Origin of the sequence: Bradyrhizobium sp. 33ap4, from assembly GCF_032654765.1 — a bacterium.
Lineage (GTDB): Bacteria > Pseudomonadota > Alphaproteobacteria > Rhizobiales > Xanthobacteraceae > Bradyrhizobium > Bradyrhizobium australafricanum.
Genome location: NZ_JAUMTJ010000226.1, coordinates 1 through 654, shown reverse-complemented (window position 1 = coordinate 654; position 654 = coordinate 1). Strand labels below are relative to the sequence as shown.

Below are 654 nucleotides of genomic sequence, written 5' to 3'. Positions count from 1 at the left end.
CAGCAAGAAGTGGCGTCTCTGCAGCATGTTGTATGATTCTCTCACTGGCGCTTTGATTCGAAGGAGCGCCAGCGATGCAGCCGGATTTGTCTTTGGGTGAGTTCGGGGACGTTCGTCTCGACAAAAGGGGGCGACGCTTCTCCGGGCTATGCTTTGCACGCGCAGCGTCTGCTTGCGCCAGATGGCCCGGGGCGATTGGGCTGCCAATATGGCGTTCTGGCGGTTTGTGAACAACCCCCAAGTCACGATCGATAAATTGATTGAGGGCTGGAGCGCGCAGACGCGGACTGCGGTCAGCGGGCGTCATGTGCTGGCGATCCAGGATACGAGCGAGGTCAAGTTCCAGACCCAGGCGGGACGGCGGCGCGGGCTGGGCAAAGTCGGCAAGGGCAATGCTCGCGGCGTGCTGTTGCATGCGATGATGGCGGTGGATGCCGACAGCGGGGTCTGTCTTGGCCTTACTGGCGGCAACGTTTGGACGCGCAAAGGCAAGGTAAAAATCCCGCATGAGCGGCGCGCCTTGGCCGACAAGGAGTCGGCGCGCTGGGTGACGGCCGCCGAGCAAGGCCGCGACGTCCTGGCAGATGCCCGCATGATCACCGTCGTCAACGACCGCGAGGGGGATTTCTTTGCTCACTGGGCGCTGACGCCAGC

At 62.7% G+C, this 654-nt stretch carries 1 pseudogene; it reads left to right on the top strand.

The window, feature by feature from the left end:
• Positions 1-181: 181 nt before the first annotated feature.
• Positions 182-654: pseudogene (locus Q2M23_RS43750) on the top strand (transposase); the annotation flags it as partial.